Here is a 24,915-nt window from a genome sequence, read left to right on the forward strand (position 1 = left end):
AGGGCCGCGCCCCCCAGGCTAGAACCTGGGGGGCGCGGCTTCCATTCCGGGTGTGTGCAGGTCACGGACTAGTCCGTGAGCTCCTCCGGGGCGGCCTCGGGGGCCTTCTCCACCGACACGGCGGTGGTGCCGTTCGCCGCGTTCGTCAGCTGGAGCTCCTTGGGAGAGAGCACCGGCGGACGGGTGGAGGGGGTGCGTCGGGCGGAACCGGTCCACGCGGGGCGGGCCGGACGCTTCACGATCGTCGAGAAGATCTCGGCGATCTGCTCCTTGTTCAGCGTTTCCTTCTCCAGCAGCGCGAGGACCAGGTTGTCGAGGACGTCACGGTTCTCGACGAGGATCTCCCAGGCCTCGTTGTGCGCGGTCTCGATGAGCTTCTTGACCTCTTCGTCGACCAGCGCCGCGACCTCTTCCGAGTAGTCCCGCGGGTGCGCCATCTCGCGCCCGAGGAACGGCTCGGTGTTGTCGCCGCCGAACTTGATCGCACCGAGACGCTCGGTCATGCCGTACTGCGTGACCATGGCCCGCGCCGTGGCGGTGGCCTTCTCGATGTCGTTCGCCGCGCCCGTCGTCGGGTCGTGGAAGACCAGCTCCTCGGCCGCGCGCCCGCCCAGCATGTACGCCAGCTGGTCGAGCATCTCGTTGCGCGTGGTCGAGTACTTGTCCTCGTCGGGCAGGACCATGGTGTAACCCAGGGCCCGGCCGCGGGACAGGATCGTGATCTTGTGGACCGGGTCGGAGTTCGGGGAGGCCGCCGCGACCAGGGCGTGTCCGCCCTCGTGGTACGCGGTGATCTTCTTTTCCTTGTCCGACATGATCCGGGTCCGCTTCTGCGGGCCCGCCACGACGCGGTCGATCGCCTCGTCCAGCGAGTGGTTGTCGATCAGCTTCTTGTCCGAGCGGGCCGTGAGGAGCGCGGCCTCGTTCAGGACGTTGGAGAGATCGGCACCGGTGAAGCCGGGCGTGCGACGGGCGACGGCGCCCAGGTCGACGTCCGGGGCGACCGGCTTGCCCTTCTGGTGGACCTTGAGGATCTCCAGACGGCCCTGCATGTCCGGGCGGTCGACCGCGATCTGCCGGTCGAAGCGGCCCGGGCGCAGCAGCGCCGGGTCGAGGATGTCCGGACGGTTCGTGGCGGCGATCAGGATGACCCCGCCCTTCACGTCGAAGCCGTCCATCTCGACCAGCAGCTGGTTGAGGGTCTGCTCGCGCTCGTCGTGACCGCCGCCGAGGCCCGCACCGCGGTGCCGGCCGACGGCGTCGATCTCGTCGACGAAGACGATCGCCGGGGCGTTGGCCTTGGCCTGCTCGAACAGGTCGCGGACACGCGAGGCACCGACACCGACGAACATCTCGACGAAGTCGGATCCGGAGATCGAGTAGAAGGGCACACCGGCCTCGCCCGCGACGGCACGCGCGAGCAGGGTCTTTCCGGTGCCGGGCGGGCCGTACAGCAGCACGCCCTTGGGGATCTTGGCGCCGACGGCCTGGAACTTCGCCGGCTCCTGGAGGAACTCCTTGATCTCGTGGAGTTCCTCGACGGCCTCGTCCGCGCCCGCGACATCGGCGAACGTGGTCTTCGGGGTGTCCTTGGTGATGAGCTTGGCCTTGGACTTCCCGAAGTTCATGACCCGGGAGCCGCCGCCCTGCATCTGGTTCATCAGGAACAGGAAGACAACGACGATGAGGACGAAGGGCAGGAGCGAGAGCAGCACGCTCAGGAACGGGCTGGTCTTGTCCGGGGTGACGGAGTATCCGTCATGGATCTGACCGGCTTCGTACTTGGTCTGGAGGTTCTGGGCGAGCTGGACGCCCTGTTCCCCGATGTAGTTGGCCTGGAACTTGGTGCCGTCGTGCTTGCCGAGCTTCTGGCCTTCGCTCAGCTCGATCTTGATCATCTGGCTGTCGCCGGTGGTCAGCTTCGCTGTCTCCACCTGGCCACTGTTGATCGCCTTGATGACCTCGCTGGTGTCCACCGACTTGTAGCCGCCGCCGGAGCCGACGACATTCATCAACACGACCACGGCGAGGACGGCCAGCACGATCCACATGACCGGCCCACGGAAGTATCGCTTCACGTCCATCCATACGGGGCGCCAGGCACCCCGTCCCTCCTGCCCGTAGGTAAATGCTGCTGTGAGTAAAGACTGTTCTTCGGAATGTACCCCTGTATTGTCACCCGCGGCCTCATGGGACGGCTGACAAACCCGCCTTCCCCTGCTCCAACGGCGGGAATCGCCCCCGAGTTCCCCGGAGCGCGCCGGTTGTTCCCGGGGGCGGCAGCGGGGTCAGCCGCCGTAGACGTGCGGGGCGAGCGTGCCCACGAACGGCAGGTTGCGGTACTTCTCCGCGTAGTCGAGGCCGTAGCCCACGACGAACTCGTTGGGGATGTCGAAGCCGACCCACTTCACGTCGATCGCGACCTTCGCGGCCTCGGGCTTGCGCAGCAGCGTGACGACCTCCAGGGAGGCCGGCTGGCGGGAGCCCAGGTTCGACAGCAGCCAGGACAGCGTCAGGCCCGAGTCGATGATGTCCTCGACGATCAGGACGTGCTTGTCCTTGATGTCGGTGTCCAGGTCCTTGAGGATCCGCACCACGCCGGAGGACTGGGTCCCGGCGCCGTACGAGGACACCGCCATCCAGTCCATGGTGAGCGGGGTGGACAAGGCGCGCGCCAGGTCCGCCATCACCATCACGGCGCCCTTGAGCACACCGACGATGAGCAGGTCCTTGCCCGCGTACTCCGCGTCGATCTTCGCGGCCAGCTCCGCCAGCTTCGCGTCGATCTCTTCCTTGGTGATGAGCACCGACTGGAGGTCGTTGCCCATGTCCTTCTCGTCCACCCGCATCACTTTCGTTGTCGGCCGGGGCTCCGGGGGGTGCCCCCCGGAGGACTCAGCCGTGTTTCAGCACCAATCAGCCCTGCCGGATGACAAGTCTGCCACCCTGCCGCTGGGCCTCCACCCGGCCGGGCAGGTTGATGGCGCCCTGACCGCGCCATCCGGTGATGAGCCGGTCGACTTCCTCGATGTGGCGGGCGAAGAGGGAGCCCGCGGGAGAGCCCGCGGCGACCACGGCCCTGCGCAGCACACGGCGGCGGACGGCCGGGGGCAGGGCGTACAGCTTGGCGCACTCCAGCCGGCCGTCCGCGTCCCGCACTCCGGTCTCCGCCTCGGCGGCCCAGGCGTCCAGGGCGTCGGCGTCGTCGCGGGAGAGCTGGGCGGTGCGGGCGAGTGCCTCGACGACCCCCTTGCCCAGCGCCTTCTCCAGGGCGGGCAGTCCCTCGTGGCGCAGGCGGGAGCGGGTGTAGGCGGGGTCGATGTTGTGCGGGTCGTCCCATACGGGGAGGGACTGGACCATGCAGGCCTTGCGGGCGGTCTGCCGGTCGATCTGGAGGAAGGGCCGGCGGTAGCGGTGGCTGCGGCCGGGCCCTCCGCTGACCTCCGCCATGCCGGAGAGCGAGCGGATGCCCGAACCGCGGGCGAGGCCCAGCAGGACGGTTTCGGCTTGATCGTCCCGGGTGTGGCCGAGCAGCACGGCGGCGGCGCCGAGCCGGTCCGCGGCCTCGTCCAGGGCTCCGTAGCGGGCGTCGCGGGCGGCGGCCTCGGGTCCGCCGTCGCGGCCGACGCGCACGGCTACGGACTCCACCGGGTCGAGGCGGAGCGCGGTCATTCGGGTGACGACCTCGGCGGCACGCAGGTCGGAGCCGACCTGGAGCCCGTGGTCGACGGTGATGCCGCCGGCGCGGATGCCGAGCTTGGGGGCCTCGAAGGCGAGGGCCGAGGCGAGGGCCATGGAGTCGGCGCCGCCGGAACAGGCGACGAGTACCAGGGGCGGGGTGCCGGCTCCGGTGCGGGGGTCGGCGCCGGGCGCACCCCCGGACGGAGTCCGCGAGAGGTCGGTGAGATCGGTGAGGACGTCGTGGAGTACGCGGCGGACCGCCAGGCGTATCGCCGCGACCGCTGGATGGGGACCCATGTCCGGTGCCCTTCGATGGAGTTCGGAGTTCGGATGCCGCGAGGCTTGCTCGGATCGAGATGTCACGCAGAGTGCGTTGATGGTGACAGAACCGAGCCGTTCCCCGAGCATCGCACGCCCTTCATGCGCTCACGGTCCCTCGGACGGGTGACGCTGCTTCCCCCAGAGGGACATGTTTACGCCTCTTCTCCTGACGCCTTGCGGTGCACTCGGGCCACCCAGTCGGCGGGCTTGGCGATCTCGGCCCTGGTCGGCAGCGTGTTCGGGGAGGTCCACACCCGGTTGAAGCCGTCCATGCCGACCTGGTCGACGACGGCCCGCACGAAGCGCTCGCCGTCGCGGTACTGGCGCAGCTTGGCGTCGAGGCCGAGGAGCTTGCGCAGGGCGACGTCGAGGCGGCCCGCGCCGCTGGCCCGGCGTTGCTGGAACTTCTCGCGGATCTCGGCGACCGAGGGCACCACCTCGGGGCCGACCCCGTCCATGACGAAGTCGGCGTGCCCCTCCAGCAAGGACATGACGGCGGTGAGCCGGCCGAGGATCTCGCGCTGCTCGGGGGTCTGCACCAGCTCGACGAGGGAGCGCCCCTCCTCCCCCCGCTCCGCCTCGGGGCGGGCGCCGGCGAAGGACTGGGCGGCGTCCCGGATGCGCTCCAGGATGGTCATCGGGTCGACCTCGGTGGCGCCGAGGAACGTCTGGATTTCGCCTTCGAGGTGGTCGCGGAGCCACGGGACGGCCGTGAACTGCGTACGGTGCGTCTCCTCGTGCAGGCAGACCCACAGCCGGAAGTCGTGCGGGTTCACCTCCAGCTCGCGCTCGACGTGCACGATGTTGGGCGCGACGAGCAGCAGCCGCCCGCCCCCGGCCGAGGCCGGCAGCTCGCGGGAGGCCGGCGCGAAGGTCTCGTACTGGCCGAGGACCCGGGAGGACAGGAAGCTCAGCAGCATGCCCAGCTCGACGCCGGTGACCTTGCCGCCGACCGCGCCGAGGACGGCCCCGCCGGGGGTGCCCGCGCGGCGCTCCTGCATCTTGCCGAGGAGCGGCTGGAGCAGTTCGCGGAAGCCGGCCACGTTGGCCTTCACCCAGCCGGCCCGGTCCACGACGAGGACGGGCGTGTCGGGGGCGGTGACCCCGTCGGGCAGCAGGCTGATCATCCGGGTGAACTCGCGCACGTGCCGTTCCGAGGTTCTGGCGTACCCGCGCAGCTCCGCGACGACGGCCCGGGCTTCGTCCCGGGTGACCTCCGGGCCGGGCCGCACCAGCCGGGTCGCGGTCGCCACCGCGAGGTTCCAGTCGACCATCTCCGCACCACTGATGCTCGTCATGCGTCAACGGTACGTGGACCGGGCGTCCGGCGGACCCCCTGCGGCCGGGTCCTGCCCTACGGTGTGGCCGCGACGGCCGCGGCCAGCTTGTCGAGGGCCCTCTCGGCGCCCTCGGGCCCGGGGCTGTTCGCGGTCAGGAAGGCGAAGGCCAGGAGCCGGCCCGAACGGTCGACGACGGTTCCGGCGAGGGAGTTCACGCCGGTCAGCGTGCCGGTCTTGGCGCGGATGAGACCTGCGGCCGGGGAGGTGCCGGCGTTGCGGGCGCGCAGCGTGCCCGTGAATCCGGCGACGGGCAGTCCGGTGAGGACCGGCCTCAGCTCCGGGCGCTGGGGGTCGGCGGCCTTGGTGAGCAGTCCGGTCAGCAGGCCGGCGCTGACCCGGTCGGCGCGGCCCAGGCCGCTGCCGTCGGCGAAGCGGGAGCCGGCCACGTCGACACCGAGGGCGGCGAGCCGGGCGGTGACGGCCTTCTCGGCGCCTTCGAAGCTCGCGGGCTGGCCGGAGGCGAGGGCGGTGTGCCGGGCGAGGGCTTCGGCGATGTCGTTGTCGCTGTTGGTCAGCATCCGCTCGACGAGGCCGGCCACCGGGGTCGAGAGGGTGGCGGCCAGCGGCTGGGCGCCCGCGGCGGCCTTGGCCCGGGCCGGTTCGCCGGTGACCTTGATGCCGCGTTCGGCGAGCAGGGTGCCGAAGGCCCGGGCCGCGTCCTCGGAAGGGGTCTCGGTCCGTTCCACGGGCCCGGAGGTGGAGTCTCCCCCAGAGCCTCCGGCCTGGGGGGTGCCCCCAGGACGGCCTTCGTCGGCCGTCAGCGCGGTCACCGGGGCGATGTTGGGGTTGTCGCCGATGGGGTGGCGGACGGGGCCGGTGTAGAGACTGTCGTCGTAGCCCAGGGTCACGGTGTCGGTGCCGGCGGCCTTGAGGGCGCGGGCGGTGTCGGCGGCGAGGACGATCAGGCTGCCGCCGGAACCGGCGGGGCCCTTCTTCTTGGCGGTGAGGGAGGGGTCGCCGCCGCCGACCAGCACGATCTGGCCCGGGCCCGCGCCGGGCGCGACGGTGGTCCGGATCCGGTGCTCGGGCCCGAGGGCGGCCAGTGCCGCGGCGGCCGTGGCGATCTTGACGGTGGAGGCGGGGGTCATCGGCTCCCGCGCCCCGGTCTCGAACAGCACCTGCCCGGTGGCGGTGTCGACGACGGAGGCGGTACGGGCGGTGCCGAGCGCGGGATCGGCCAGCAGCGGCTTCAGGGCCGCGGCGAGGCCCTCGGAGCCGCCGGCGGGCTCGGGGGCCGCGGGCAGCGTGCGCGGAGCGCCGGGGCCGATCGCGCCGAGCACCCCGGGGGCGCTGGGAGCGGCCTGCGGCAGGGGGCCGGCACCGTGATCTGCGCCACCCGTACGGCCCCAGGAGGCGGCGCTGTCCCGCTCGGCCTTACGCTGGCCGGAGTCCCAGGGACCGGCGGCGGCCGCCACTGCCACCGACAGGGCCAGGCCGGCGACGGCCGAACCCGCGATGAGCTGCCACGTCTTGACCAATGGCACCTCGGACCAGCCCCTTTCGCGATCACACATATGCGTGAGGGACACTTAACCACTGCGTCTTGCCGCGAGCATGGCACCCACCCCGCTGGGCTGGGCCGGACGCGCGCGTATTGAATCAAATGCGGTCCCGAGGCGATTCGGACCGCTGAAGCTGATCATGGAGGAGCAGGACGTGGAGTTCGACGTCACCATCGAGATCCCCAAGGGTTCGCGGAACAAGTACGAGGTGGACCACGAGACCGGCCGGATCCGTCTGGACCGTCGCCTCTTCACCTCGACCAGCTACCCGGCCGACTACGGCTTCGTCGAGAACACCCTCGGCGAGGACGGCGACCCGCTGGACGCGCTGGTCATCCTTGACGAGCCGACCTTCCCGGGCTGCCTGATCAAGTGCCGCGCCATCGGCATGTTCCGCATGACGGACGAGGCGGGCGGCGACGACAAGCTGCTGTGCGTGCCGGCCTCCGACCCGCGTGTCGAGCACCTGCGCGACATCCACCACGTGTCCGAGTTCGACCGCCTGGAGATCCAGCACTTCTTCGAGGTCTACAAGGACCTGGAGCCGGGCAAGTCGGTCGAGGGCGCGAACTGGGTCGGCCGCACCGAGGCCGAGGCCGAGATCGAGGCCTCGTACAAGCGCCTGGAGGCGCAGGGCGGCCACCACTAGGCTCCGCCGGTGAGGGGGGTCAGCGGGATGTGACCCCGCCCCCTTGGCACGACAGCGGGCGGTACCCCCGACGGGGGTGCCGCCCGCTGCGCGTCCCGGGCCGTGCGCACGACGGCCGCGCAGCCCGCTTTGGCCACGGATGAAACGGTTCCGCATACTGATACTCCGGGTGATCACGAACTGGAGGGGCGCGTGGCGGAGGCCGATGGGGCAGAGGACGGCAAGCCCCAGTCCGACGAGGCGCACAGCGCCTTCACGCCGCCGCCCGGGATGGGGCCGGAGGTCCCCGACGAGGACCAGCCGACCTCGGAATTCGCCCGTCCGGCAGGCGCCGAGCCGCCCCACGCCGAGCCCGGGGGATCGGCCTTCGCCACCCCGGCCACCTACAGCGCCGCGCACTCCCCGCCCGCCTACACCCCCGGCCAGGGCTTCCCCGTCGCCAAGCTGACGGAGTCCCCCTGGCAGGACCGCATGCGCACGATGCTGCGCATGCCGGTCGACGTGCGTCCCGTACCGGACCTCGTGCAGCGGCCGAGCGAGACCGGGCCCGCCGTGGGCCGCGTGCTCGACCTGACCCTGCGCATCGGCGAGCTGCTGCTCTCGGGCGGCGAGGGGTCCGAGGACGTGGAGGCCGCGATGTTCGCCGTGGCCCGCTCGTACGGGCTGGACCGGTGCGAGCCGACCGTCACGTTCACGATGCTGTCGATCACCCACCAGCCCTCCCTGGTCGACCACCCGGTCTCGGCGAACCGGACCGTACGCCGCCGCGGCACCGACTACACCCGCCTGGCGGCCGTGTACCGGCTGGTGGCCGACCTCAGCACCCCCGAGACCGACGTCTCGCTGGAGGAGGCCTACCGGCGCCTCGCGGAGATCCGCCGCAACCGGCACCCGTACCCCACCTGGGTGCTCACCGCCGCCGCCGGACTCCTCGCGGGGGCCGCCTCCGTCCTGGTCGGCGGCGGGGTGATCGTCTTCTTCGCGGCGGCCCTCGGGGCGGTCCTCGGGGACCGGCTGGCGTGGCTGAGCGCCGGGCGCGGGCTGCCGGAGTTCTACCAGTTCGTCGTCGCCGCGATGCCGCCCGCCGCGTTCGGGGTCGCGCTCAAGCTCGCCGAGATCGAGGACATCAAGGCCTCCGCGGTGATCACCGGCGGGCTGTTCGCGCTGCTGCCCGGGCGGGCCCTGGTCGCGGCCGTCCAGGACGGTCTGACCGGCTACTACATCACGGCGTCCGCCCGGCTGCTGGAGGTCATGTACCTCTTCATCGGCATCATCATGGGCGTGCTGGTCGTGCTCTACCTCGGGCTCCAGCTGGGCGCCTCCCCCAAACCGGAGGAGGTCCTCCAGATCACCCAGCGGCCGCTGATCCAGATCGCGGCCTCGATGGCGCTGGTGTTCACCTTCGCCATCCTGCTCCAGCAGGAGCGCTCCACCGTCTGGATAGTGACCCTCAACGGCGGGGTGGCGTGGGTGACCTTCGGGGCCCTGCACTACGCGGGCGGGATCCCTCCTGTGCCGTCCACCGCCGTCGCGGCCGGGCTGGTGGGCCTCTTCGGTCAGCTCTTCTCCCGCTACCGCTTCGCGTCCGCGCTGCCGTACGTGACGGCCGCCATCGGGCCGCTGCTACCCGGCTCGGCGACGTACTACGGGCTGCTGCTCATCGCCGAGGACCGGCTGAACGAGGGGCTGGGCTCGCTCGTGAACGCCGCGGCCATCGCGCTGGCCATCGCGATCGGGGTCAACCTGGGGTCGGAGACCTCCCGGCTGTTCATGCGCATCCCGGGGGCCGCGAGCGCCGCCAAACGCGGTGCGGCGAAGCGGACCCGCGGCTACTAGCGGCCAGGAACGGGGCCGGGGCTTGCGCCCCGTACCCCCTCACAGCGTCTAGCGCTTGGCGTGGCGGCCGCGCTGCGGGCCGGCCTCCTCGGACGCGCCGACGGCCGCAGCCCCGCCGTCGGCCGCCTTGCCCTCCTTGCGGGCCTTGAGGACCTCGAAGATCACCGGGATGACCGAGAGGAGCACGATGGCCACGAGGATCGCCTCGACGTTGGTCTTGATGAACTCGATCTGTCCGAGCCAGTAACCCGCGATCGTGACGCCCGCGCCCCAGCCGATGCCGCCGATGACGTTGTACGTCAGGAAGGTGCGGTACTTCATCGAGCCGGCGCCCGCGACCATCGGCGCGAAGGTGCGGATGATCGGCACGAAGCGGGCGAGCACGATGGCCTTCGGCCCGTGCTTGTCCATGAACTCGTGCGCCTTGTCGAGGTTCTCCCGCTTGAAGAGCTTCGACTTCGGCCGATTGAAGATCTTCGGCCCGAAGAACTTGCCGATCAGGTACCCGACCTGGTCACCGATGATCGCGGCGGCCACGATCAGGGTGCAGACCAGCCACAGCGGCTGCTTGATGTACTGCCCGTCCGCGACCAGCAGACCCGCCGTGAACAGCAGGGAGTCACCCGGCAGGAAGGCGAAGAGACCCGACTCCGCGAAGACGATGACCAGGATGCCGATCAGGCCGAAGTGCGAGATCAGGTAGTCCGGGGTAAGCCACTCAGGGCCGAGCGCAAGCGTATACACGGGTTCCGGGCTCTCCTGGATCAGGGGGTGTGCGGCGGGGCGGGCGGTTTCAATTATCAACGCACACGACCCCCGCCCGGTTCCAGGGACCGGAGGGGGGCCGTGTGGGGCCTTCCGCTCGCGCCGCGCCTACGCCTTGCGCACCGCGTTGGCGAGGATCGCGTCCCGCAGGTGCTCGGCGAAGCCCGGCTTCATCGCGTCGTAGTGCTGCTTGAACCGCTCGTCCGAGACGTACATCTCGCCGAGCCCCGTGTGGATCTCGTACGAGCAGTCGTAGAACCACGTGCTGATGTGCCGGCGGTGCTCCTCGGCCAGGTCCATCGCGCGCTCGCCCTCCGCGGGCTCGCCCGCCTCCAGGAGGGCCGTGTACCGGGCCCCCCAGTCGGCGGCCTCGTCCTGGATCCGCTTCCAGTCGTCCTCCGTGTAGGACGAGGTCCTGCGCTGGGACTGCGCGTAGGCCTCGGTGTCGCCCCAGCGCTCCTCGACCTCCTGCGCGTACTGCTCGGGGTCGCTGTCCCCGAAGACCTCGAACTTCTCCTCCGGCGTGAGGTTGATGCCCATCTTCTTCGCCTCCATGGCGTGCTCAACAGCCTTGGCCATCTGCTGGAGCCGGGCGATCCGGTCGGTCAGCAGGGCGTGCTGCCGGCGCAGATGCTCCCGCGGATCCGATTCCGGGTCGTCCAGCAGGACCGCGACCTCGTCGAGGGGGAAGCCGAGCTCCCGGTAGAACAGGATCCGCTGCAGCCGGTCCAGGTCGGCGTCGTCGTACCGCCGGTGACCTGCGTGGCTGCGGCCGCTCGGGGAGAGCAGGCCGATCTCGTCGTAGTGGTGCAGGGTGCGCACCGTGACTCCGGCGAATCCGGCGACCTGGCCCACGGAGTAGCCCATCGCTTCCGCTCCTCTGGTTGGGTACGCCCTTCACTGTGGTCCCTCACGCCGCGTGAGGTGCAAGTCCCCGCCGGACGGTCAGCCCATCGCCTTGGTGCCGTCGATGGACTCGCGCACGATGTCCGCGTGGCCGGCATGCCGGGCGAATTCCTCCACCAGGTGCAGGAGCATCCAGCGCATCGAGACCTTCGCGTCCTTGGGGAACCAGGGCGCCGGCGGCAGCGGGAAGGTGTCGTCCAGGCTGGGGACGGCGGCGATGAAGGCCTCCGTCTCCTGGCGGACCTCGTCCCAGAAGGCCAGGACCGCCGGGACGGACTCGCTCCCGACCAGGCGGAACATCTCGTCCCGGGTCTCCTGCGTACGGTGCCGCTCGTTCGGCCGCTGCTGCGCCATCCGCAGCCAGGCCAGCTCGACCTCGGCCACGTGCTTGAGCACCCCGGACAGGGTCAGCTCGCTGGCGCTGGGGCGGCTCGCGGCCTGCTCCTCGCTCAGGCCGAGCAGGCTTTCGCGGATCGCCGTGCGCTGGGCCTCGACGAAGGACAGGAGCGTGCCGCGCTCGTCGCCGGGAACCTCGGTGGAAACCTGAGCCATGACCGACCGCCTCATGTGTGTGGGGTGTTGCCCCGGGGGGCTTCTTCCTGACACCTCACACGCTACGGACCATTGCGGTCAGATCCTGTCCTCGATCCGTTTTTCGGCCGTCAGTTGGCTGAGATCTCCCCGTCCGGGCGGATCGCCGGCAGGGCGGTGGCGGGCTTCGGGAGAAGGGCCTTGGACAGGTCCTGCTTCCCCGTCGGGTCGAGCCCGTACATCGCCTCGTAGATCTTGCGGACCGCCGGTCCCGAGGCGCCCGAGCCGGTGCCGCCCTGGGAGATCGTCATGATGATCGCGTAGTCCTCGGTGTACGAGGCGAACCACGAGGTCGTCTGCTTGCCCTGGACCTCCGCCGTACCCGTCTTGGCGTGCATGGGGATCTGCTTCTGCGGCCAGCCGCCGAAGCGCCAGGCGGCGCTGCCGTTGGTGGCCACGCCGGCGAGGGCCTCGTCGATGTCGTCGCGGGTCTTCTCGTCCATCGGGAGCTTGCCCCGCACCTTGGGCGCGATCTCCTGGACGGCCGTCCCGTCGGCGCTGACGATCGCCTTGCCGACGCTGGGCTGGTGGAGGGTGCCCCCGTTGGCGATGGCCGCGTAGACGGAGGCCATCTGGACCGGGGTGACCAGGGTGTCGCCCTGCCCGATCGAGTAGTTGATCGCGTCGCCCTCGCGCAGCTGGTTGCCCTGGCGGCAGTTCTCGTAGGCGATCTTCTCGGCGAAGGTGCCGTTCTTCTTGCCGTCGCGGCACCAGGCGGCCTTGTTCGCCTCGAAGAAGTCCTGCTTCCACTTGCGGTCCGGGATCCGGCCGGTGACCTCGTTGGGCAGGTCGATGCCGGTGGCCTTGCCCAGCCCGAACTCGTGGGCGGTCTTGAAGAACCAGTCGTTCGGCGTCTTCTTGGGATTGATCCCGCCGTCCTTCTTCCACTCCTGGTCCGCGATGGAGTAGTAGACGGTGTCGCAGGAGACCTCCAGGGCCCGCCCGATGGTGATGTCGCCGTGGCCCTGCGACTCGAAGTTCGTGAAGGTCTGGTTGCCGACCGAGTACGCGCTGGGGCAGGGATAGCGGTTGTTGAACGGGTACCCGGCGTTGACCGCGGCGGTCGAGGTGACCACCTTGAAGATGGAGCCGGGCGCCGCCTGGGCCTGGATCGCCCGGTTCAGGAGCGGATAGTTCGACTCCTTGTCGGTGAGCCCCGCGTAGTCCTTGGCGGAGATGCCGCCCACCCAGGCGTTCGGGTCGTAGGTCGGGTTCGAGGCCATCGCGACCACGCGGCCGGTCTTGGTCTCCATCACCACGACGGCACCCGAGTCGGCCTCGTAGTTCCTGCGGGTGTTCTTGTCGTACGTCTTGCGGGCCTCGACCATCGCGTTGTTCAGCTCGCGCTCGGCGACCGCCTGCACCCGGGAGTCGATGGAGGTCACGACGTTCGAGCCGGGCTGCGCCGGGTCGCTCTGCCCCTGCCCGATCACCCGGCCGAGGTTGTCCACCTCGTAGCGGGTGACGCCGGCCTTTCCGCGCAGCTCCTTGTCGTACGTGCGCTCCAGGCCGGAGCGGCCGACCTGGTCGGAGCGCAGGTACGGGGAGTCGGACTTCTTGGCCTTGGCGATCTCCTCGTCGGTGACCGGCGAGAGGTAGCCCAGCACCTGGGAGGTGTTGGCCTGGTCCGGGGCCGCGTACCGGCGCAGGGCGGTCGCCTCGGCCGTGATGCCCGGGAAGTCCTCGGGGTGCTCGCGGATCTGCAGGGCCTGCTCGGTGGTGGCCTCGTCACTCACCGGGATCGGCTGGTAGGGGGAGCCGTTCCAGCAGGGCTGCTTGGTCTTGGAGTCGCAGAGCCGGACCTTGTCGATGACCTCCTGGGCGTCCATGCCCAGCACCTCGGCGAGGCGGGTCAGGACGGACCTGCCCTTGTCCTTCATCGTGAGCAGCTCGGTACGGCTGGCGGAGACCACGAGGTGGGTCGCGTTGTCGGCCAGCGGGACCCCGCGCGCGTCGAGGATCGAGCCGCGCACGGCGGGCTGGACGACCTGCTGGACGTGGTTGTTCTTCGCCTCGTCCGTGTACTCCTGGCCATTGCGTATCTGGAGGTACCAGAGGCGTCCGCCCAGGGTGAGCAGCAGCGAGAAGACCACGATCTGGATGACGACGAGCCGGTTCTGGACCCGAGGGGTCCGGCCGGTCTCCGGTATGTTGCTCAACTTGCTCTCCCCCGGACGCATGCCGTACGCCCGGTCGAGTCTAGAACGGGAAGTGGGTCCGCCCGTGCTGCACCGAGATCCATTTCTGGGTGGTGAAGGCGTCGACCGTGGCCTCGCCGTTCAGACGGCCCAGGCCGGAGGCCTTCTCGCCGCCGAAAGCGGCCAGGGGTTCGTCCCCGATCGTGGAGTCGTTGACGTGGATCATGCCCGTCTCGATCCGCTGGGCGAAGCGCACGCCCCGCTCCACGTCCCGGGTGTGCACGGCGCCGCTCAGCCCGTACGGGGTCGCGTTGGTCAGCCGTACGGCCTCGTCCTCGCCGTCGAAGACCACCAGCAGGGCCACCGGGCCGAAGATCTCCTGGCCCAGCAGCGGGGAGTCCTCCGGGAGCCCGGCGAGGACGGTCGGCTCGACGAGGTTGCCGCGCGTAGAGCCCCGTACGAGCGCCTGCGCGCCCTCTTCCACGGCCCGGTCCACGAGAGCGGTCAGGGCGTCGGCCTGGAAGGAGTTGATCAGCGGGCCGATGTGGGTGTCGGCGTCGTGCGGGTCGCCCGTTCTCAGGCCGCGCACGCGGGCGGTGAACTTCTCGGTGAACTCCTCGGCGACCGACGCGTCGACCAGGATCCGGTTGGCGGCCATGCAGACCTGGCCCTGGTAGACGAAGCGGCTGAAGAGGGCCGCCTCCACCGCGTAGTCCAGGTCGGCGTCGTCGAGGACGACGAGCGCGCTGTTGCCGCTGAGCTCCAGGACCGTGCGCTTGAAGTGGCGTGCGGCGACGGCCCCGACGTGCCGGCCGACCCGATCCGATCCCGCGAAGGAGATGACCTTGGGGACGGGGTGGGTCAGGAGCGCGTCGCCTATCTCGGCGATGTCGGTGACGAGGACGTTCAGCAGACCGGCGGGCAGTCCGGCGTCCTCGAAGATCTTGGCGATGACGCCGCCGCCGACCACGGGCGCGTTCTGGTTCGGCTTGATCACGACCGCGTTGCCCAGCGCCAGGGCGGGGGCGACCGACTTCAGGGTGACCAGGAAGGGGAAGTTGAAGGGGCTGATCACGGTGACCACGCCCACGGGCAGGCGCTGGACCCGGTTCTCCTTGCCCTCGACCGGCGAGGCCAGGATCCGGCCCTCGGGCCGGACGGCGAGCTGGATGGACTCGCGGAGGAACTCCTTGCCGAGGTGGACCTCGTACTCGGCCTTGGGGCGGGTCCCGCCGAGCTCGTCGATCATCGCCTCGATGATCTCCTTCTCGCGGAGCTCGGTGATCCGCAGGGCGCGTTCCAGGACCGCGCGTCTGGTGTAGGGGCTGGTGGCGGCCCATTCCCTCTGGGCGCGCTCGGCGCCGCGGTAGGCCTGGTCCACCTGCTCGACGGTGGCCACGGTGATGGCCGCGAGCTTCTCCCCGTTGTACGGGTTCACGTCGATGATGTCCCACGAACCGTTGCCGGCCAGCCATTCGCCGTCGATGTACTGGTGAGCCAGGTCGCTGAATATGGACATGCCATCCCTTACTGCGAGCGCGCACCCGTGCGCTGCACCGGAGACCGATCGGTCATGCACTGATCAGGCGTCATACTACGTGCGAATCAAGACAGTTGGAGCAGGCCACGAAGAAGATCCCTGGTCCTGTCCGCGTCCGGGCAGTCGGCCTGGAGGCGCTCCATCGCCCGTCCGTACTGCCCCACTTCCTCGTCCTTGTCCAGGTAGAGGGCGCTGGTGAGCTGTTCCAGATAGACGATGTCCTGAAGGTCGGACTCGGGGAAGCGCAGCAGGGTGAAGGCTCCGCTCTCGCCCGCGTGGCCGCCGAAGGAGAAGGGCATCACCTGGAGCTGCACGTTGGGCCGCTGGGAGACCTCGATGAGGTGCTCCAGCTGACCGCGCATGACCTCGCGATCGCCGTACGGGCGGCGCAGCGCGGCCTCGTCGAGGACGGCGTGGAAGACCGGGGCGTTCTCGGACACGAGGACCTTCTGCCGTTCCAGGCGCAGTGCCACGCGGCGGTCGATCTCGGCGGCGGTGGCCCCGGGCATGCCGCGGCTGACGACGGCGTGGGCGTAGGCCTCGGTCTGCAACAGACCGTGGACGAACTGCACTTCATAGATCCGGATGAGCGACGCGGCGCCCTCCAGACCGATGTACGTCTGGAACCAGCCGGGCAGCACGTCGCCGTAACTGTGCCACCAGCCCGTCGCGTTGGCCTCGCGGACCAGCCCCAGGAGCGACTCGCGCTCGGTGCTGTCCGTGACTCCGTAGAGCGTGAGGAGGTCCTCGACGTCTCTGGCCTTGAAGCTCACCCTTCCCAACTCCAAGCGGCTGATCTTCGATTCGGATGCGCGGATCGAGTAGCCGGCCGCCTCACGGGTGATGCCGCGGGATTCTCGGAGTCGCCTGAGCTGGGAGCCCAGCAGGATGCGGCGCACCACAGAACCGCTTGCCTCTGCGGTCACTAGTACTGCCCTCCCCATCGCATGGATGTGCGCGTGGCGTGCGCGTGTGCTCCCCCGTAGCCTCCGGCACGGCTCCCCGGTGGGGGAAGTCCGTACCCAGAGGCCGCAGTCTGCCACCAAAACGCATCGGCCCGTACTCGTTCTGTAACGGAATCCAGCGTCCGGGAAAAGAAGTGCGCAGGGATGCGTAGGAAGAAATGAGCAAGAACCGTCACGGGAGCGGACAGGTCCGGCGCGTGCACGTGCATCTGCCCTTGCATCCGGCTCCGCCATTCGGAACGATGGTCCCCGCGCACCTGCGTGCTCTTCGCGCCGGAGCCGGACCACCCCGCAGTTCTTTCTGGACGGAGTTGACCGCTCCGCCCGCGAATCCCGGGAGTGCCTCGCATGGGGACGAATGGATCGACCATGCTCGAGCCGTTACGGCAGGGGCTGCCCCCGGTCGACCCCACGGCCGTCTCCGGGTCCGCCTCATGCGCCCTGCCCGCCCGTTACGAGGCGGTGCGGGGAGCGCGCTCCTTCTGCCGGTCGACCCTGTCCCAGTGGGGTCTCGACGACCGCTTCGACGACGTGGCCCTGGTCGTCTCCGAACTCGTCACCAACGCGCTGCGCCATGCCCTTCCGGACGACGCGCGGGGCGCGGACGCCGAGTCGGAGCCGTCGGTACGGCTGCACCTGATGCGGTGGAGCACCCGGCTGGTGTGCGCGGTGCGCGACCCGAGCGAGGACCGGCCCGGCGGGGCCTTCTCACCGGAGCGCACCGAGGAGAACATCGACCTGGAGTCCGGCCGCGGGCTGTTCCTCGTGGACTCCTACAGCGACAGCTGGGGCTGGCACCCGCTCGCGGGGCGGCTGACCGGCAAGGTGGTCTGGGCGCTGTTCCTGCTCCAGGACTGAACCGCGGCCGGGGAAACGGAAGACGGAACACGGAATACGGGAACACGACAACTGGCCGGGACCGATCATTGCGATCAGTCCCGGCCAGTGCACGTGCATGGCTTGATGGATGCGCCGTTCCTCAGCCGATCAAGTGATCGAACTCGCCGTCCTTGACGCCCAGGAGCAGGGCCTCTATTTCGGCCGGCGTGTAGACGAGCGCCGGTCCGTCGGGGAAGCGCGAATTGCGCATGGCCACATCGCCCCCCGGCAGCTTGGCGAACTCCACGCAGGAACCCTGCGAGTTGCTGTGTCTGCTCTTCTGCCACGTCAGCTCATACAAGGAAGCGAGCTCGGCACCTGCCATCCCGTTGTACGCGTGGTCCACAGGAAGCCCCCGATAGTGCAGATGTCAACTCCACCGGATCATAGCTGTGTTCACTTGCCGCTGCACGGGCAGATGCACGTGCACGCGGGGTGGTGCGTTGATCACAGACAGGTCCACCCGGACCGCCCGAAAGGCGGAACACCCACGTCTTTGTTCTAGTCGCCTGCCCGGTGGTGTTCGGTTCCAGGAAATCGCCTCAGGGCAGGGACTTTCGCCCGCGGCCCACATGGGCGCGGTCGGCGGCCGCCGTGCCGTCCTCCCAGCCCGCGTGGTCGGTGGCGCCGCGCAGGCGGGTCGTGGTCGTCCGGGGGAACATCTCCTGCGCCCGGGAGGTCACCGCCACGTCGCGGGCCACCAGGGCCGGCAGGTTGTCGGGGGCTTCCGTGGCCGCGTGCTCGGCCGTCTCGGCGAGCCGGTGGCCGAGCCGGCTGGCGTAGGCGAGGAGGAAGGACTGCCTGAAGGTCTTCGTCCGCTTGCGCCCGCCCGAACGCTGGGCGGCCTCGGCCCGCGTCATCGCCGCCGTGCCCTGCACGAGCAGCGAGGTGTACAGCAGCTCCACCGCCTCCAGGTCGCTCTCGAAGCCGACCACCGTGGAGAACTCGAACGCGCCGTTCCACACCGCGCGGCAGCGGTTGGCCGTGGCCACCGCGTCGAGCAGCACCGCCTTGGCCTCCTCGTACGGCGGCTCGACGCCGATCCGGCAGGCGGCGGGGACCTGGGCCGGCCCCTTGCCGCTCGCCGCGAGCACCGCCTCGTCGACGGTGTGCCGGGCCATCAGCTCCTGGGCCTTGGCGCTGAGCGCCTCCGCCTCCTCCGGGAAGGTGGTCGCCTCGGCCTTGGCGAGCAGGGCCCGGATCCGGCCCAGCATCCGCGGCTCGATGTGGGCGTGCTCGGCGAGGGCGTCGACCGGGTCGCCGGGAAGCGGACCCACCGGTTCGATCGAGGGCAGCCGGATCAGCAGCCGCAGCACCTCCAGGAAGGCGGTCGCCAGGGTGAACCGGTCCGCTCTCTCGCGCTGCGCGAGCTGTTCGGCGTACGCGTCGTCGCCCGTCCACCAGACCTCGGCGTCGTGCCACCGCTCGGGGAGCCGGGCGTAGCGGCGCGCCTCGGCCGCGATCAGGTCCCCCGTGATCCGCACGTGCCGCTCGTCGAGGTCCCGGCGGACGAGCCGCAGCACGTCGGCCGGCTGCCAGCCCCGCTCCCAGCCCTGCCGTACGTACGCCTCCCCGCGCGTCAGCAGCTCCCGCCCGACCCCGGCCCAGCGCCCCTGCTCGGCGACGAGCAGCGAGGCCCCGGTGTCCAGCCCCGCGTCGTCCTGGGCGTAGAGGGCGGCGGCGAAGGCTCGGTCGACGGTCTCGGCTAGGTCTCTCACACCCTTCAGCTTGGCATGTCCGCCTTCGCGTCCCATTCCCGGCGGGCGGCCTCGATGTGCGGGCGGTGCGCGAGCGACCAGTCCGCGAGGGCCTTGACCAGGCGGGTCAGGCTGTGGCCGAGCTCGGTCAGCTCGTACTCGACCTGCGGGGGCACGGTGGGGTACACGGTCCGGGTGACCAGCCCGTCGCGCTCCAGACGGCGGACGGTGAGGGTGAGCATCCGCTGCGAGATGCCGTCGACGGCGCGCTGGAGCTCCTTGAACCGGCGCACTCCGGCCGCGAGTTCGACCACGACCAGGACCGACCACTTGTCGCCGAGCCGGTCGAGGACATCGCGGATGCCGCAGTCGTCGTCGCAACTCACGACCGGCTCGCTGCTGCTCATGGTGGTTATCCGGGTGTGCCCTACTGACATGAAAGTGCCTCCTTACGCTGCGTGCGCCCGTCCGCACACGATGTCCGTGTAGCCAACCACGACGCGGAAGAAGGACTTCCCATGCTTTTGATCACCGGCGCCTCGGGCGGACTCGGCTCACTCGTCGCGGGGCGGCTGGCGGACCGGGCGGAGGTGCGGTTCGGCACCCGGGTGCCGGAGGGGCCCGGCCGGGTCCGGGTGGACTTCGACGACCCGGACTCCCTTGACTTCACCGGGGTGGACACGCTCCTGCTCATCTCGGCGGGTTACGGGGAGGACGACCAGGTCATCGCCCGCCACGGGGCGGCGATCGCGGCGGCCGAACGGGACGGGGTGGGCCACATCGTCTACACCAGCCTCACGGAGGCGGGGGACCACCTGCCGTACGCGCTGCCCCACCGCTGGACCGAGCGCCGGCTGCGCGAGTCCCCGCTCGCCTGGACCGTCCTGCGCAACGGCCTGTACGCGGAGCTGCTGGGCGCGCTGGCCGCGCCGGGCCCGGAGGGCCTGATCACCGCCCCCCTGGGCACGGGCCGGCTCGCGGCGGTCGCACGGGAGGACCTGGCGGAGGTGGCGGTGCGGGTGGCGCTCGCCCCGCAGGCCCATGCCGGGCAGGTGTACGAGCTGGTCGGCGACCGCCCCCTGGGCGGCGCGGACCTGGCCGAGGCGGTCGGCGCCCGCTACGCCCCCGGCTCCCTGGCCGAGGCCCGCGCGGCCCTGTCCGTCCCGGACGCGCCCCCGTTCGAGACCCCGATGCTGGTCTCCACGTACTCGACGATCGCGGCCGGCTTCCTGGCCACCCCGGACGCAGGCACCCTCCCCCACCTCCTGGGCCGCGCCCCACGCCCGGCGCTGGAGGTCTACGCCGAGTCGGCACGGCGGCGGTAGCCGCCAGTTTCAGCCCCGCCGGCGTTTGAGGCGCGGGCGCCCGGGGGCAGCGCCCCCGGCAACGGCGCCACAGCCCGCAGCGAACGGCACCGGCCCGGCACGGCCGCACCTTCCGCCCCCGCCACACCATCCAGCCCCGCCGGCGTTTGAGGCGCGGGGGCCCGGGGGCAGCGCCCCCGGCAACGGCGCCACAGCCCGCAGCGAACGGCTCCGGCCCGGCACGGCCGCACCTTCCGCCCCCGCCACACCATCCAGCCCCGCCGGCGTTTGAGGCGCGGGGGCCCGGGGGCAGCGCCCCCGGCGACGGCGCCGCGGCCGGCAGCGAACGGCACCGGCCCGGCGACCCGGCTCTGTCAGACCCCGGTGGGACACTCGCACCCGTGAGCGAAACACCCGGACGCTGGGCCCTCGCCGAGGACGGCGACGGCTGGTGGCACGCCGCGCCAGTGAACCCCGCCGACGGAGCACGGCTCCGCGTCCGCGACCCCGCCGAGGCGATCGCCGCCGCCCCGCCCGGCACCCGCTGGATCTGGCGCTCCACCGCCGCGGTGTACCCCCGCCTACTCGCCGCCGCCAGCCCCGGCACCGGCACCCCCGCCCCCGCCCCCGCCCCCGCCCCCGTAGACCGCTGCCACGACATCGAGGCCGCCGAGCTGCTGCTCCTCGCCCACGAGGGCCGCTTCGGCGAACCCCGCTCGGCCGCCGCCGCCTGGGCCCGGCTCACCCACGCCCCCGTACCGCCCGACCCCCGCCCACGCGGGCCCCGCGCCGCCGCGTCCCGGACCCAGGACTCCCTCTTCGACCCTCAGCCCACCCCCGTCCCCCTGGACGCCCTCCTCGCCGTCCACGCCGACCAGGCGAAACGGATCGGCGCCACCGCCCACCCCGACCGGATGAGCCTGCTCATCGCCGCCGAGTCCGCGGCCTTCCTCATCGCCGCCGAGATGAACCGCGCGGGCCTGCCCTGGCGGGCCGACGTACACCGCGCCCTGCTGACGGAACTGCTCGGCGAGCGGTACGCGGGCGGCGGGGAGCCCCGGCGCCTGGCCGAGCTCGCGGACCAGATCTCGGCCGCCTTCGGCAGACGCGTACGCCCCGAGCTGCCCGCCGACGTCATCAAGGCCTTCGCCGAGGCCGGCATCAAGCTCAAGTCCACCCGCCGCTGGGAGATCCAGGAGCTCGACCACCCCGCCGTCGAGCCCCTCCTCGCGTACAAGAAGCTGTACCGGATCTACACCGCCCACGGCTGGGCCTGGCTCGCGGACTGGGTCCACGACGGCCGCTTCCGCCCGGAGTTCATCCCCGGCGGCACCCTCACCGGCCGCTGGGTCACCAACGGCGGCGGGGCCCTGCAGATCCCCAAGGTGATCCGCCGGGCCGTCGTCGCGGACCCGGGCTGGCGGCTCGTCGTCGCGGACGCCGATCAGATGGAACCGCGCGTGCTCGCCGCGATCTCCCGCGACCCCGCCTTCATGGAGGTGGCCGGGCGGCCCGAAGACCTCTACACCGCCGTCTCCCGCCAGGGTTTCTCCGGCGACCGCGACAAGGCCAAGATCGCCGTCCTCGGCGCCGTCTACGGCCAGACCTCCGGGGACGGCCTGAAGAACCTGGCCGCGCTGCGCCGGCGCTTCCCCCGGGCCGTGGCGTACGTGGACGACGCGGCGAAGGCCGGTGAGGAGGGCCGGCTCGTACGGACCTGGCTCGGCCGCACCTGCCCCCCGCCCGCCGGCTCCGGCGACGAGGACTCCGGCGAGGGCGTAACCGCAGGCGACGACGGCGGCAGCGACACGGGAGGCGGCGAGGCCGGCATCCCCCAGGGCCGGGACGACGCCTGGACCCCGAGCTACGCCTCTACCAACACCCGGGCCCGCGGCCGCTTCACCCGTAACTTCGTCGTCCAGGGCAGCGCCGCCGACTGGGCCTTGCTGCTGCTCGCGGCCCTGCGGCAGGCCACCGCCGGGATGCGGGCCGAGCTGGTGTTCTTCCAGCACGACGAGGTGATCGTGCACTGCCCGGCCGAGGAGGCCGAGGCCGTCGTGGAGGCGATCCGCGCCGCCGGCGACCGGGCCGGCCGGATCGCCTTCGGCGACACCCCGGTCCGGTTCCCGTTCACCACGGCGGTCGTGGAGTGCTACGCGGACGCCAAGTGATCCCTAAAGGGTGTTCCACTGCGGGCTCAGCGCGATCTCCTTCAGCTGATCCATGGTCAGCAGCGGGGTCTTGCGCGTGGCGGGCTTGTTCTGCTCGCCCGTGTTGAAGGCGGAGACCACCACCCGGAAGCCGTCCGCGCGCAGGGTGTCCACGGTCCACCAGACCACCCCGGCGCCGCCCTTCTCGCCCGGTTTCTGCTCCATCTTCACCTTGGTGCCGTCCGGCAGCGTGGTCACGTCGGGGCCCTCCATGTGACCGGCCAGCGCTTTCGCCATGTTCGGCTGTGCGTTGACCTGCACCATCGACTTGCCCTTGCCGTCGTCGAGCACGGCATACGCGTAATCACCCTGATCGCCCTGGGAGACGACCGCGATGCCCATCTTCGCCAGCAGGGACTGGAGGACCGGTCCGGCCTCCGGGCCGCTGGGCGGGGCCTGGGGGGCCCGCTCCTGGGGAGCCGCCGGCAGGTCCTTCAGCGCCGGATGCCACTTCTCCGAGGTGACCAGGGCCTTCAACTGTGCTGTGGAGAGGGGCGGGTTGGGGCGAGAGATGGCCGCGCCCTTCTCGGCGGGGGCGTTCCACTCGGAGGCATCGATCTGGAAGCCCTGCGGGGTCACGAGCACCGCCCGCCAGAGCTTCGTGTCCACCCGGCGGTCCGGATACTCGTACCCCTTGTGGAGCAGGATCCGGGAACCGTCGGCCAGCTGCTCGCTCAGGCAGTCGTCGTACTTCTGGATGCTCTTGTCCCCGCACTGGGTCAGCTCACGGGCGCTGCTGCCGTTCGGGTCCACCCGGGAGAGGCCGAGGCTGATCGCCGCCTTGCCCGCTCCGTCGTCGTACACGCCGGACACGTAAGGGGAGTCGTCGCTGCCGCGCGCCTCGGCGCCGGTCAGCTGGCCGCCGGGCAGCAGCTCCTTGAACAAGGCGATCATCTGCGCTGCGGTGACCGCGCCCGTCCCGACCCCCGGCTGCTTCGGCCCGGCGCTCCCTTCGGGCCGGCCGCTCGACATGGTCGGCGGCGCCGCGACGTCGACGGAGCCCGAGCCGCCGGAGCCGCCGAGCAGACCGCCGGTGTAGGCGCTCGCCGTCCCGATCAGGGCCAGGGCCAGCGCGGATCCGCCGATCACGGCGGCCCGGCGGCGCGCCACCAGCTGCCGGCCGCGCCGCTCGCCGGCGTCGGTGAGGGCTTGCCGGTCGGGCGTGAAACCGTCCCCCGCACGCCCGAGGGCTTCTCTGAGCTCATCTTCAAGGGGCATGAGGAATCAAACCTTCCGCTTCAAGGGTGGAATGAATCAGGGACGGAGCGCATCCACTCGGCGGCTCGACTCAGCTCAACTCAACTGGCCGGCCTCAGTGATCCGCGAACTCCGCGAGACTGCCGCCCAGCTGGTCCCGCAGCCGGGCCAGTGCCCGCGACGTGCGGGTCCGGACGGCCGCCGAGCTGACGTTCATCGCGTCGGCGGTCTCCTCGACGCTGCGGTCCTCCCAGTAGCGCAGCACCAGCACCGCCCGGTCCTTGGGCGCCAACCGCCCCAACGCCTCCAGCAGCGTCAGCCGCAACACCGGATCGGTGCCGCCGGCCACCGAGGCGCCCGACTCGGGGAAGTCCCCGACCGGGCGCTCCTTCGACGACCGGCGCCGCTGGTGCGTGAGGAAGGCCCGTACGAGCACGGTCTGCGCGTACGCCGCCGGATTGTCGATACGGGAGATCCGCCCCCAGAGCAGGTACATCCGCCCCAGGGTCTCCTGTACCAAGTCCTCCGCGAGATGGGTGTCCCCGCTCGCCAGCAGACAGGCCGACCGGTACAGATGTCCCGACCTGCCCGCCGCGAATTCGCGGAACCCGTCTCTGCGACCCTGCCGCATTCGCTCCCCCTCGCGTCCGTCCCACCCCCTTGACGCGTCGGCGGCGGGGAAATGTTTCACCCCAGGTCGTGGAAGTACACGTGGAACTCCTCGCGGACGAAGCCCTCCGCCTCGTACAGCCCCTGCGCGACGGTGTTGTCGTACGCCGTCTCCAACTGGACGCCTACCACCCCGGCCTCGCGCGCCCGGCGCAGCACCTCACGCAGCAGCGCCCGGCCGGCGCCGGTGCGGCGGCCCGCCGGGGCCACGTACAGGTCGTTGAGGATCCAGGCGGTCCGCAGGCTGAGCGAAGAAAACGCCCGGTAGACCTGCGCGAACCCAACCGTCCCGACCCCCGGCACGTCGGCGAGCAGGACGAGCGACTCGTCCTTGGCGATGCGCTCCGCCAGGAAGGCCCGCGGGGCGTCGGGGTCCTGGACGTCCACCTCATAAAAATCGAGGTACCCACGGAACAACGCGGCCGCGGCCTCGACATCCCCCTCCCCAGCGGCCCGCACCACGACCCCGCCGTCGACTCCCGCTGTCTCGTGCTGTGCTGACTGACCGTCCACGTAGATCTCCTTAAGCTCCTACCCCGCGCAACGAAGCCATTGTCCGCGGCCCACCCCCAAGGAAACCCAAGGGCCCCACACGCAACCCCCGCCAACTCCTCACGCCCCAGAACCGAGCGCCGCCGCCGCGCACCCCACTAGCGGGGCGCCCGCGTGAAGCACGGCGGCCCTCAGCGGGTGAAGTTGAACAAACGCGCCGACAGAGTCCGCTG

20 protein-coding genes and 2 pseudogenes are annotated in these 24,915 nt (G+C 71.1%); 5 read left to right on the forward strand and 17 right to left on the reverse strand.

All coding sequences use genetic code 11. The features are described 5' to 3' along the window. Positions 1-68: 68 nt before the first annotated feature. From ftsH to dacB, 5 genes are all read right to left on the reverse strand, one after another. Entirely contained in the window at positions 69-2,084 is a 2,016-nt protein-coding gene (gene ftsH / locus AC07DU_RS21355) for an ATP-dependent zinc metalloprotease FtsH (protein WP_479036018.1), read from the reverse strand. 204 nt (positions 2,085-2,288) lie between these two features. Continuing rightward, entirely contained in the window at positions 2,289-2,849 is a 561-nt protein-coding gene (hpt, locus tag AC07DU_RS21360; RefSeq protein ID WP_030010907.1) for a hypoxanthine phosphoribosyltransferase, read from the reverse strand. A gap of 67 nt (positions 2,850-2,916) precedes the next feature. Then, entirely contained in the window at positions 2,917-3,978 is a 1,062-nt protein-coding gene (gene tilS / locus AC07DU_RS21365; protein WP_453371319.1) for a tRNA lysidine(34) synthetase TilS, read from the reverse strand. A 176-nt stretch (positions 3,979-4,154) separates the two neighbouring features. Further along, positions 4,155-5,300, reverse strand: a complete 1,146-nt coding sequence (locus AC07DU_RS21370) for a zinc-dependent metalloprotease (protein ID WP_360894974.1) — start codon at positions 5,298-5,300, stop codon at positions 4,155-4,157. Between the two features lie 56 nt (positions 5,301-5,356). Continuing rightward, positions 5,357-6,856, reverse strand: a complete 1,500-nt coding sequence (gene dacB, locus AC07DU_RS21375; protein WP_479112914.1) for a D-alanyl-D-alanine carboxypeptidase/D-alanyl-D-alanine endopeptidase — start codon at positions 6,854-6,856, stop codon at positions 5,357-5,359. 142 nt (positions 6,857-6,998) lie between these two features. Between dacB and AC07DU_RS21380 the strand changes: the two genes are divergently transcribed. Both AC07DU_RS21380 and AC07DU_RS21385 read left to right on the forward strand, forming a co-directional pair. Next, positions 6,999-7,493 (forward strand): inorganic diphosphatase, encoded by a 495-nt coding sequence (locus AC07DU_RS21380; RefSeq protein WP_008742522.1) that lies wholly within the window; start codon positions 6,999-7,001, stop codon positions 7,491-7,493. 192 nt (positions 7,494-7,685) lie between these two features. Then, positions 7,686-9,329: a threonine/serine exporter family protein gene (locus AC07DU_RS21385; protein ID WP_479112916.1), complete on the forward strand. Its 1,644-nt coding sequence runs from the start codon at positions 7,686-7,688 to the stop codon at positions 9,327-9,329. 120 nt (positions 9,330-9,449) lie between these two features. Here the strand turns inward: AC07DU_RS21385 and AC07DU_RS21390 are convergent. The 6 genes and pseudogenes from AC07DU_RS21390 to AC07DU_RS21415 all read right to left on the reverse strand — a co-directional run. Continuing rightward, positions 9,450-10,073: pseudogene (locus tag AC07DU_RS21390) on the reverse strand (DedA family protein); the annotation flags it as partial. A 129-nt stretch (positions 10,074-10,202) separates the two neighbouring features. Then, a complete protein-coding gene (locus AC07DU_RS21395; protein WP_479112918.1) occupies positions 10,203-10,961 on the reverse strand; it encodes a MerR family transcriptional regulator in 759 nt (252 codons plus the stop codon). A 78-nt stretch (positions 10,962-11,039) separates the two neighbouring features. Next, complete coding sequence (locus AC07DU_RS21400; protein ID WP_479036032.1) at positions 11,040-11,552, reverse strand: DinB family protein; 513 nt, start codon at positions 11,550-11,552, stop codon at positions 11,040-11,042. Positions 11,553-11,668: 116 nt separating this feature from the next. Then, a pseudogene (gene mrdA / locus AC07DU_RS21405) lies at positions 11,669-13,750 on the reverse strand (penicillin-binding protein 2); the annotation flags it as partial. A 40-nt stretch (positions 13,751-13,790) separates the two neighbouring features. Beyond that, entirely contained in the window at positions 13,791-15,248 is a 1,458-nt protein-coding gene (locus AC07DU_RS21410; protein WP_479112920.1) for an aldehyde dehydrogenase family protein, read from the reverse strand. Positions 15,249-15,334: 86 nt separating this feature from the next. Further along, positions 15,335-16,195 carry a helix-turn-helix domain-containing protein gene (locus AC07DU_RS21415; protein ID WP_392058334.1) on the reverse strand — a complete coding sequence of 287 codons (861 nt, stop codon included), beginning with the start codon at positions 16,193-16,195 and terminating at the stop codon, positions 15,335-15,337. 387 nt (positions 16,196-16,582) lie between these two features. Here AC07DU_RS21415 and AC07DU_RS21420 point away from each other — a divergent pair, with 387 nt between their 5' ends. After that, on the forward strand, positions 16,583-17,092 hold the full coding sequence (locus AC07DU_RS21420) for an ATP-binding protein (protein WP_360894994.1): 510 nt from the start codon (positions 16,583-16,585) through the stop codon (positions 17,090-17,092). Between the two features lie 121 nt (positions 17,093-17,213). Here the strand turns inward: AC07DU_RS21420 and AC07DU_RS21425 are convergent, their stop codons facing one another. From AC07DU_RS21425 to AC07DU_RS21435, 3 genes are all read right to left on the reverse strand, one after another. Next, on the reverse strand, positions 17,214-17,459 hold the full coding sequence (locus tag AC07DU_RS21425; RefSeq protein WP_360894997.1) for a DUF397 domain-containing protein: 246 nt from the start codon (positions 17,457-17,459) through the stop codon (positions 17,214-17,216). Positions 17,460-17,655: 196 nt separating this feature from the next. Next, positions 17,656-18,867 (reverse strand): DUF2786 domain-containing protein, encoded by a 1,212-nt coding sequence (locus AC07DU_RS21430; protein ID WP_479112922.1) that lies wholly within the window; start codon positions 18,865-18,867, stop codon positions 17,656-17,658. Next, positions 18,837-19,247 carry a winged helix-turn-helix transcriptional regulator gene (locus AC07DU_RS21435; protein WP_360895003.1) on the reverse strand — a complete coding sequence of 137 codons (411 nt, stop codon included), beginning with the start codon at positions 19,245-19,247 and terminating at the stop codon, positions 18,837-18,839. Before AC07DU_RS21435 ends, AC07DU_RS21430 begins: the two co-directional genes overlap by 31 nt. An 81-nt stretch (positions 19,248-19,328) precedes the next feature. On the opposite strand from AC07DU_RS21435, the gene AC07DU_RS21440 reads away from it, so the two are divergent. Together AC07DU_RS21440 and AC07DU_RS21445 are read left to right on the forward strand one after the other, a co-directional pair. Beyond that, positions 19,329-20,135, forward strand: coding sequence for an NAD(P)H-binding protein (locus AC07DU_RS21440; protein ID WP_479112924.1), 807 nt, complete (start codon positions 19,329-19,331; stop codon positions 20,133-20,135). 380 nt (positions 20,136-20,515) lie between these two features. Continuing rightward, positions 20,516-22,285, forward strand: coding sequence for a bifunctional 3'-5' exonuclease/DNA polymerase (locus tag AC07DU_RS21445; protein ID WP_479112926.1), 1,770 nt, complete (start codon positions 20,516-20,518; stop codon positions 22,283-22,285). A gap of 3 nt (positions 22,286-22,288) precedes the next feature. On the opposite strand, the gene AC07DU_RS21450 is transcribed toward AC07DU_RS21445, so the two are convergent. From AC07DU_RS21450 to AC07DU_RS21460, 3 genes are all read right to left on the reverse strand, one after another. Further along, on the reverse strand, positions 22,289-23,542 hold the full coding sequence (locus AC07DU_RS21450; protein WP_479112928.1) for a hypothetical protein: 1,254 nt from the start codon (positions 23,540-23,542) through the stop codon (positions 22,289-22,291). A 94-nt stretch (positions 23,543-23,636) separates the two neighbouring features. Further along, the gene (locus tag AC07DU_RS21455) at positions 23,637-24,152 is read right to left on the reverse strand and encodes a SigE family RNA polymerase sigma factor (protein ID WP_453371329.1); all 516 of its coding nucleotides are present in this window, start codon (positions 24,150-24,152) and stop codon (positions 23,637-23,639) included. A gap of 56 nt (positions 24,153-24,208) precedes the next feature. Next, positions 24,209-24,703 (reverse strand): N-acetyltransferase family protein, encoded by a 495-nt coding sequence (locus AC07DU_RS21460; protein ID WP_479112930.1) that lies wholly within the window; start codon positions 24,701-24,703, stop codon positions 24,209-24,211. Between the last annotated feature and the right edge of the window lie 212 nt (positions 24,704-24,915).

The sequence above is a fragment of the Streptomyces sp. NPDC045695 genome (genome assembly GCF_056432025.1).